4 protein-coding genes are annotated in these 7,950 nt (G+C 72.2%); 3 read left to right on the top strand and 1 reads right to left on the bottom strand.

What is annotated here, in order from left to right:
• The first annotated feature begins 147 nt into the window (after window positions 1–147).
• Both NBW84_RS10340 and NBW84_RS10335 read left to right on the top strand, forming a co-directional pair.
• Window positions 148–2,586 (top strand): IucA/IucC family protein, encoded by a 2,439-nt coding sequence (locus tag NBW84_RS10340; protein ID WP_250283997.1) that lies wholly within the window; start codon window positions 148–150, stop codon window positions 2,584–2,586.
• 112 nt (window positions 2,587–2,698) lie between these two features.
• Complete coding sequence (locus NBW84_RS10335; protein WP_250283995.1) at window positions 2,699–4,261, top strand: glutamine synthetase family protein; 1,563 nt, start codon at window positions 2,699–2,701, stop codon at window positions 4,259–4,261.
• A gap of 401 nt (window positions 4,262–4,662) precedes the next feature.
• Here the strand turns inward: NBW84_RS10335 and NBW84_RS10330 are convergent, their stop codons facing one another.
• On the bottom strand, window positions 4,663–6,969 hold the full coding sequence (locus tag NBW84_RS10330) for an MMPL family transporter (RefSeq protein ID WP_250283993.1): 2,307 nt from the start codon (window positions 6,967–6,969) through the stop codon (window positions 4,663–4,665).
• 109 nt (window positions 6,970–7,078) lie between these two features.
• Here NBW84_RS10330 and NBW84_RS10325 point away from each other — a divergent pair, with 109 nt between their 5' ends.
• Entirely contained in the window at window positions 7,079–7,837 is a 759-nt protein-coding gene (locus NBW84_RS10325; RefSeq protein ID WP_250283991.1) for a TetR/AcrR family transcriptional regulator, read from the top strand.
• The last annotated feature ends 113 nt before the right edge of the window (window positions 7,838–7,950 follow it).

Genomic DNA, 7,950 nt, shown 5'->3' with positions numbered 1-7,950 from the left:
GGGCCGTGGCCCGGGTAGGCCTCGGCCGGCTACCGGCCTGGCGGCCGGATCGACGGACACGGCGGCTGGGCCGGCCGTGCGTCCACGGCACGGTGATATTCCCGCGCCAACCAGCGGAGGTGGGCAGTGGACGGACACGAGCGGGCCGTGAGCCGGCCGCGCCTGTGGCGGGTGGCTGGGCAGGCCCTGCTGGCAAAGCTGATCGCGGAGTTCTCCTACGAGGAACTGCTGCGCCCACAGCCCGTCGCCAGCCCCGCGAACACCGTTAATACGGCTAATACGGCTAATACGGCTAACGCCGTAACCACGGCTGGTGACGTACATGCTGTACATGCCGCGAACCAGGCGGGCGCGACGAATCCCGCGCGCCCGGCGGATACCACGGACCTCGCGGGCGTGACCGGGCCGGCGGGGCTGTCCGCGGCCACGCCCCCGGTGGCGCGCGTCGGGCGCGGCGAACCGGCCGGCTACCGGCTGGCCTGCGGTGATGTCACCTACACGTTCACCGCCAGCCGCGGCACGTTCGGCACCTGGTGGCTGGACGCCTCCTCGCTGCGCCGCGCGGGCCCACCGGGCCGGCCGGATAACCGGCCCGGTGGCCGGCCGGCCCCCACGGACGGCCCAGCGCCGACGGCCCGCGGTGGGCACTCCCCGTCGCACGACCCGGCCCCCGCGGACGACCCGGTACGTTTCGTCCTGGACGCCGCGAGCCTGCTCGGCTGGCCGGATGACGTCACCGCGGACGTCGTCCGCGAGCTGACCGCGACGCACGCCGCCGACGTGCGGCTGCTCGCCGCCGCCCGCTCTGCCGCCGAGCTCGCGGACGCGACGTACACCGAGCTCGAGGGCTTCGCCACCGGGCATCCGTGCATGGTCGCGAACAAGGGACGGCTGGGCTTCGGCCTCGCCGACGCGGACCGCTACACCCCGGAGGCAACCACCCCCCTGCGGCTACTGTGGGTTGCCGCCCATCCGGAGCTGGCCACCTTCACGACTGCCGGCCTCACGACTGCCGGGCCGGCCGGGGCCGGAGCGTCCGGTGGCGACGGCCAGGATGTCGGTGATGGCGAGCTCCTGACCCAGCGGCGGCTGCTGGCGGCCGAACTCGACGCGTCCACCCGGACGGCGTTCGCGGCGAGGCTGGCGGCCCGGTTCGCGGCCGCGGACAGCGACGCAGGACCCGATACGGACAGTGACGACGACCCTCCAACGGCGGCGGATGCCGTCCCAGCACAGCCGGTCGCGTCCGGTGGCACGGACCTGGAGGAGCCGGCCGCAGGCTGTGACACGGCCTGCGAGGAGACGACCGCTTCCTGTGACGCTGCCTGTGAGGAGTACGTCTGGCTGCCGGTGCATCCCTGGCAGTGGGAACACGTGATCGCGCCGCTGTTCGCCGCCGAGATCGCGACCGGCCGGCTGGTGCTGCTCGGCGAAGCACCCGATCGCTACCTTCCGCTTCAGTCCGTACGCACTTTGGCGAACATCGACCGGCCAGCACGGTTCAATGTCAAACTTGCGCTGATGATCCGTAACACGCTGGTGTGGCGAGGGATGTCAGCCGACGACGCCCACGCCGGCCCGGACACCTCCGCCTGGCTGGTCGGCGTCCGGGACGCCGACGCGTTCCTGCGGGACGTCACACGGGTGCTCCCGCTGCCGGAGGTCGCCGGGGCCACCGTCACCCACCGTGCGTACGGGGAGCTGGCAGGCGCGCCGTACCGCTTCCACGAAATGCTGGGCGTCCTGTGGCGGCAGCCGGTCGAGAGCCTGCTCGCCCCCGGCGAACGGGCCCGGACGTTCGCCTCGTTACTACTCGTCGGCTCCGACGGCCGAGCGCTGGTCGGCGAGCTGGTGGCCCGCTCGGGCCGCGGGGCGCGGGAGTGGCTGCGGGCGCTGCTGTCCTGCCTGCTGCCGCCGCTGCTGCACTACCTGTACGTCTACGGCGTCGCCTTCACCCCGCACGGCGAGAACGTCATCCTCGTCTTCGACGGTGACGACATCCCGGCCCGAATCGCGCTCAAGGACTTCGGAGCCGACATAGAGCTGGTCGACGCCGCCCACACCGACGACGGCCGGCAGGGCTGGCAGGGCTGGCCCGAGCAGGCGGACCTGCCGGCGTCCGCCGCGCGGTACCTGCGGCGCTGGCCCGCATCCGACCTCGCCCACTCGATCCTCTCGGCGCTGTGCGCCGGACACTTCCGGTTCTTCGCGGTCGTCCTCGAGGACCATCTCGGCGTAGACGAGCGGGAGTTCTGGACGCTGGTCCGCGCCGAGATCGAGAACTATCACCGTGCCTTTCCCGAGCATGCCGACCGGTTCGCCCTGTTCGGCCTGCTGGCGCCCACCTTCGACCGGGTCTGCCTCAACCGGGAGCAGCTCGCCGGCACCGGCTTCCACGACCGGCCCGACCGGGACGGCGGATTCGACGTCAGCCACGGCCAGGTGGCCAGCCCCCTGCACCTGTTGACGATCGGCACCGCGCCCCCTGACAGCGCAGCCCCCAGCAGCGCGACTCCCGACAGCGCAGCCGCCGGCGGCGTGACCCCGAAGACCAACCCGTCGAAGACCGAGGGAGCCCGGCGATGAGCCTCGACAACGAGACAGCGAACATCCAGATGGCGGCCGGCCGGACGACGGGCGGCCGGACGACGGGCGCGGGAGCGCCGGCCCGGCTGCCGCGTGAAACCGCCCGGCCGGCTTGAACCGGCCCGCGCGGCGGCATCCCGGCCTCCTCGACGTCGACGAGCTGCGGCGGCTCGCGGCGTCCACGCGCTCCCCGGACGGCATCGACGAAGTGCTCGTGGGCCTTCCCGACCTACAGGGCCGTCTCCAGGGCAGCGGGGTGTCGGTGGACCACTTCATCGAGGACGTGCTCGCGCGCGGCCTGCCCGCCTGCGCCTATCTGCTCGCCGTGGACGTCGAGATGGACACCGACGCCGGCTACGCCTTCGCGCCCTGGGACGCCGGCTTCGGGGACTTCCGGCTCGTACCGGACCTCGCGACCCTGCGCCGCGCCCCGTGGCACCCGCGGTCGGCCGTGGTGCTCGCGGACGCCTGGTGGCCGGACGGCGGCGTGGTCCGCGTCGCGCCCCGGGCCGTCCTGCGCGGACAGCTCGACCGGCTCCACCGCCGGGGGCTGGCCGCGCTCGCCGGTACCGAGCTGGAGTTCCTGGTATTCACCGAGTCCTACCAGCAGGCGGCCGACCGCTCGTACGGCGGCCTGACCCCGGCGTCCCGGTACAACGTCGACTACTCCCTGATCGGGACGTCCGACATGGACGGGCTGGTCCGGACGATCAGACGGGCCATGGCGGACGCGGGGATACGGGCCGAGTCGGCCCGGGCCGAGGTCCACCCGGGCCAGTATGAGATCGTCTTCCGCTACGACGACGCGATGAGCACCTGCGACAACCACGTCCTGTACAAGACGACGGCGAAAAATCTTGCCGCGCATGCCGGGCAGGCAGTGACTTTTATGGCAAAATACGATCAAGGAGAGGGAAACTCCTGCCACGTTCACCTGTCCCTGCGGGGACGGGACGGCACGGCGGTGTTCGCCGCCGAGCCGCTGGAAGCCGGGCGGGCAGCAGCCGACCAGGAGCCGGCCGAGCGGGCGTCCGCGGGCTGGGCCGCGCCCGGACGGGCGTCGACCGAGCGGGCTCCGGCCAGCCGGCCGCCGGTCGACCGGAGCCGCGCTGGGCGGGCGCCGGGTGGCCAGGCGGCGGCCGAGCGGGCGGATCTCGCCGGGATGTCGAGGCTGATGCGTTCGTTCGTGGCCGGGCAGCTCGCCTGCATGGCCGAGTTCACCCTGCTGTTCGCGCCGACCGTCAACTCCTACAAGCGGCTCGCCCCGGGCTCGTTCGCGCCGACCGGTATCGCCTGGGGACGGGACAATCGCACCTGCCCGGTACGGGTCGTCGGCTCCGGCAGCTCGCTGCGGATCGAGCACCGGGTGCCCGGCGGTGACGCCAACCCGTACCTGGCGGTCGCCGGGATCCTCGCGGCCGGCCTGTACGGGATCGACAACGACCTCGCGCTGCCACCGGCGACGGCCGGGAACGCGTTCACCGCATCCGGAGTGACGCGGCTGCCCAGGACGTTACGGCAGGCGCAGCGGCTGTGGCGTTCCAGCGAGATCGCGCGGGCGGCGTTCGGCGACGATGTCGTCGACCATCTCGCGCACGCCGCCGAGGCCGAGCTCACCTCCTACGAGACGACCGTCACCGACTGGGAACGCCGCCGCGCCTTCGAGCGCCTGTGAGCCACCGGCACGGCGTCAGGGCACGGCGTCAGGGCACGTGGTTCCGGAAAGCCGGGCCCCGGGTCGCTCGCGGGGGCGGCCGATCCGTCCACGGCCGCCCCCGCGAGCCGTGCGGCAGCATCTCCACCAGTTCTGCCGCAAGATTCAGTTGGATACCGGCCGTACCGCCGTGCCCGGCGCCCCGGTATCAGCGAGTGGTCACCGACGGGTGCGGACGACCACACCCGGGAGAACTGGTCACAATCGCCGCCAATCGTGCGTCCGGTTACGGTCCAGCGGGTCTCCGACAGTATTGAGGCTAGAACGTGAAACGAGGTCGTGACAAGGGTCTGCGATGCATTCTCGATGGTTTTTTCCACATTGTGACCGGTAACAGAAAACACCATGACGAGCATACCGATTTATTTTTCGGATTGTCTTACCAGCTCATGTCCGACGATTCCCACATTCTCGGCAGGCGTGTTGTGGGCGGCTTCCGGCCGGGGCGCCTCCACCAGCCCGATCCGGGTGTGCAGGGCCCGCAGCGGCCGTGGCGCCCACCAGTTGACGTTGCCGGCCAGCCGCATGAACGCCGGTACCAGCACCCCGCGGATCAGGGTGGCGTCCAGGACGATCGCCAGGGCCGTGCCGATGCCGAACATCTGCATGAACGTCACCGACGACGTGGCGAAGGCCACGAAGGTCACCGCGAGCAGCGCCGCGGCGGTGGTCACGATCCGCCCGGTGCGGGCGAGGCCGGTGGCGACGGCCTCGGTGTTCGGGACGCCGTGGTCGTACTCCTCCTTGATCCGGGAAAGCAGGAACACCTCGTAGTCCATGGACAGGCCGAACGCGATGCAGAACAGCAGCACCGGCATGGAGGTGTCCAGCGGCCCGGGCAGGAAGCCCAGCGCCCCGGACAGGTGGCCGTCCTGGAAGATCCAGACCGCGGCGCCGAATACGGCGCTCAGTGACAGCGCGTTGAGCACCAGGGCCTTCAGCGGCATGACGACGCTGCCGGTGAACAGGAAGAGCAGCACGAACGTGGTCAGCGCGATCAGCCCGACGGCCAGCGGCAGGTGATCGGAGATGGTCGCCTTGCCGTCGACGAGCACCGCGGACGGGCCGCCGACGAGCGCTGCCGCCCCGGCCGGAACGGGCCGCTCGCGCACGCCCCTGACAAGATCCTGCCCGGTGTCCGACGCCGGGTCGACCGAGGGGACCACCTCGAGATACGTCGAGGTACCGGCGGAGAACCGGGAGTCCGCGGGGGTGGGGGGCGCCACCTGGCGGCCGGCGGCGTAGGTGCCGGCCGCGCTGTTCACCCGCGCCACGTTGGGCAACGAGGACAGGTCGCGCGCGTATCCCTCCAGTGCGGGGCCACCGACCGGGCCACCCCCGGCGGTGCCGGCGGCACGCCCCTCCAGCACGACGGTCGCGGCGGCGGCGGTGTCGGCGGCGAAGTCCGTCCGGATGACGTCGCCGACCTGCCGGCTGGAGGCGGTGTCACGCAGCACCCGGTCGTCCGGGGTGCCGAAGGAGACATGCAGGAAGGGGATGCCCAGCACCAGCAGCACGGCGACGGCGGGCACACCGGTGATCAGGGGCCGGCGCATGACGGTGGCGGCGATGGCACGCCAGACGGGTGACTCGGAAGCTTCCCGGGGGCTGCCCGCCGCGGCGGCCCGCCGGCGGCGGATCAGCCCGATCAGCCCGCCGACCCGCAGCGCGTTGACCCGCGGCCCGAGCAGCACGAGTATCGCCGGCAGCGCCACGGTCGCGCTGAGGACCGCGAAGACCGTCACGGCGATGCCGGCGTAGGCCATCGACTTCAGGAAGTAGGGCGGGAAGACGAGCATCACGGCGAGCGCCGCCACGACGGTGGCACCGCTGAAGACGATCGTCCGGCCGGCGGTCCGCAGGGTGCTGGCGACCGCGTCGGCACGATCCCGCCCGCCGGCGAGCTCCTCACGGAACCGGCTCACCATCAGCAGGGCGTAGTCGATACCCAGGCCCAGGCCCAGGGCCGTGGTGAGGTTGACCGCGAAGATCGAGACATCGGTGAGGCTGCCGAGGACGGAGAGGATCGCGAGCCCGCCGAAGATGCCGACCACGCCGACGGCCAGCGGCAGCAACGCGGCCACCATGCCGCCGAAGGCCGCGATGAGCAGCAGCATCGTGATCGGGATGGCCACCGACTCGGCCACGGCGAGGTCGGCGGTGACCTGGTCGTTGATGTTCTCGCCGATGGCGGCTGCCCCGCCGGGGGCCACCGTCACCGGGCCGGGGGCGTCCCTGGCCTTCTCATACCGGGCGACGAGGCCTTCCGCCACGTCGTCGTCGGACGTGTAGGCGAGCACGAGCGCGTGCCTGCCGCTTTCGGAACGCAGGGGCGGCCCGCCGCCGTCCCAGTACGAGACCGCCCTGTGCACGCCCGGCTCGGCCGCGAGGGCCCGGGTGAGCTCCCTGCCGGCGGCCGTGACGTCGGGGGCGTCCACCGTCCCGGCGCGGGCCGTGACCAGCAGGATCAGGCTGGGCTGGCCGCCGAAGCGCGCCTGCACCGCCTCGTCGGCGCGGGTGGAGCCCGACTGGGGGTCGTCGAACCCGCCGGTCTGGAGCTTGCCGAAGGCGGTGACGCCGAGCACGGCCGTCGCGCCCACGAGCAGCAGGGTTGCCAGCAGGACAGGCCCGGGACGGCGCGTGACCAGACGTGCGAGGCGTGCGAACACCGGGACCTCCGGAGAGTCGTCGTCGTTCTGGAGAACAGTGTTCGCGTACATCGGGCGCAGTCAAGACACCCGGTCGAAAAAGTTGACAGTGTTCACCGAACGAACCAGCATGACCAGCGTGACCCAGCCGGTCTCCAGACGCGAACGCCTCCGTCTCGCCACCATAGAAGAGATCAAGCAGACCGCCCGCGACCAGCTCGACGAGCACGGCGCGGCCGGCGTGTCACTGCGGGCGGTGGCCCGGGCGATGGGGCTGACGCCATCCGCCCTCTACCGGTACTTCACCAGCCGGGACGAACTGATCGCCGCGCTGGTGGCCGACGGGTTCACCTCCCTGGCCGACACGCTGGAGGAGGCCTTCGACCTCGCGCCCACGGATAACCATGCCAGGCGCTGGCTCGAGGTCACCCGCGCCTACCGCCGCTGGTCACACCAGCACGTGACGGAGTACATGCTCATCTTCGGGACGCTGGGGCTGGACTACATCCCGCCGTCGAGCCAGCCCTGCGACGGCACGGAGCGCTCGGTCGCGGTGCTGTTCCGGTGCATGGCCGAGGCGATCGGCGCCGGGCTGATCGACCCGTCCCGGTTCGCCGCCGAACTCACGCCGGCGTTACGCGCCGAGCTCGAGGAATGGCGGGCCGACACCCGTAACGCGATCTCGTCGGAAGGGCTCGCCGCCTGTCTGATCGTCTGGACGCAGCTGCACGGGTTCCTGTCCCTGGAGCTATTCGGTCATCTGCCCCCCGTGATCCGGGACGTGGGCGCGCTGTTCGACCAGCAGATGCTCGACGCCCTGCTCCGGTGCGGCTACCAGGGCCCGGTCGACTTCGTGCCCGGCCGGCAGGAACGCGACCGGCCGGAGTAGACCGGCCGGAGTACCGGCGAGCCGATGGCCGGCCGGGTGGCCGCCCGCCGGGGGCTGTGCCGGCCGGGTGGCGCGCCGCCGGGCACGGCCACGGACGACGGGCCGGCCCCGGC

Origin of the sequence: Protofrankia sp. CiP1_Cm_nod2, assembly GCF_920664355.1 — a bacterium.
Taxonomy (GTDB): Bacteria; Actinomycetota; Actinomycetes; order Frankiales; family Frankiaceae; genus Protofrankia.
The sequence above is the reverse complement of the archived record's forward strand: the minus strand, read 5'-3'. Positions and strand labels throughout refer to the sequence as shown.

What these genes read in the sequence shown, in the direction of transcription:
- NBW84_RS10325 (WP_250283991.1), top strand. Translation starts at nt 7,079, where the DNA reads ATGACCAGCGTGACCCAGCCGGTCTCCAGACGCGAACGCCTCCGTCTC.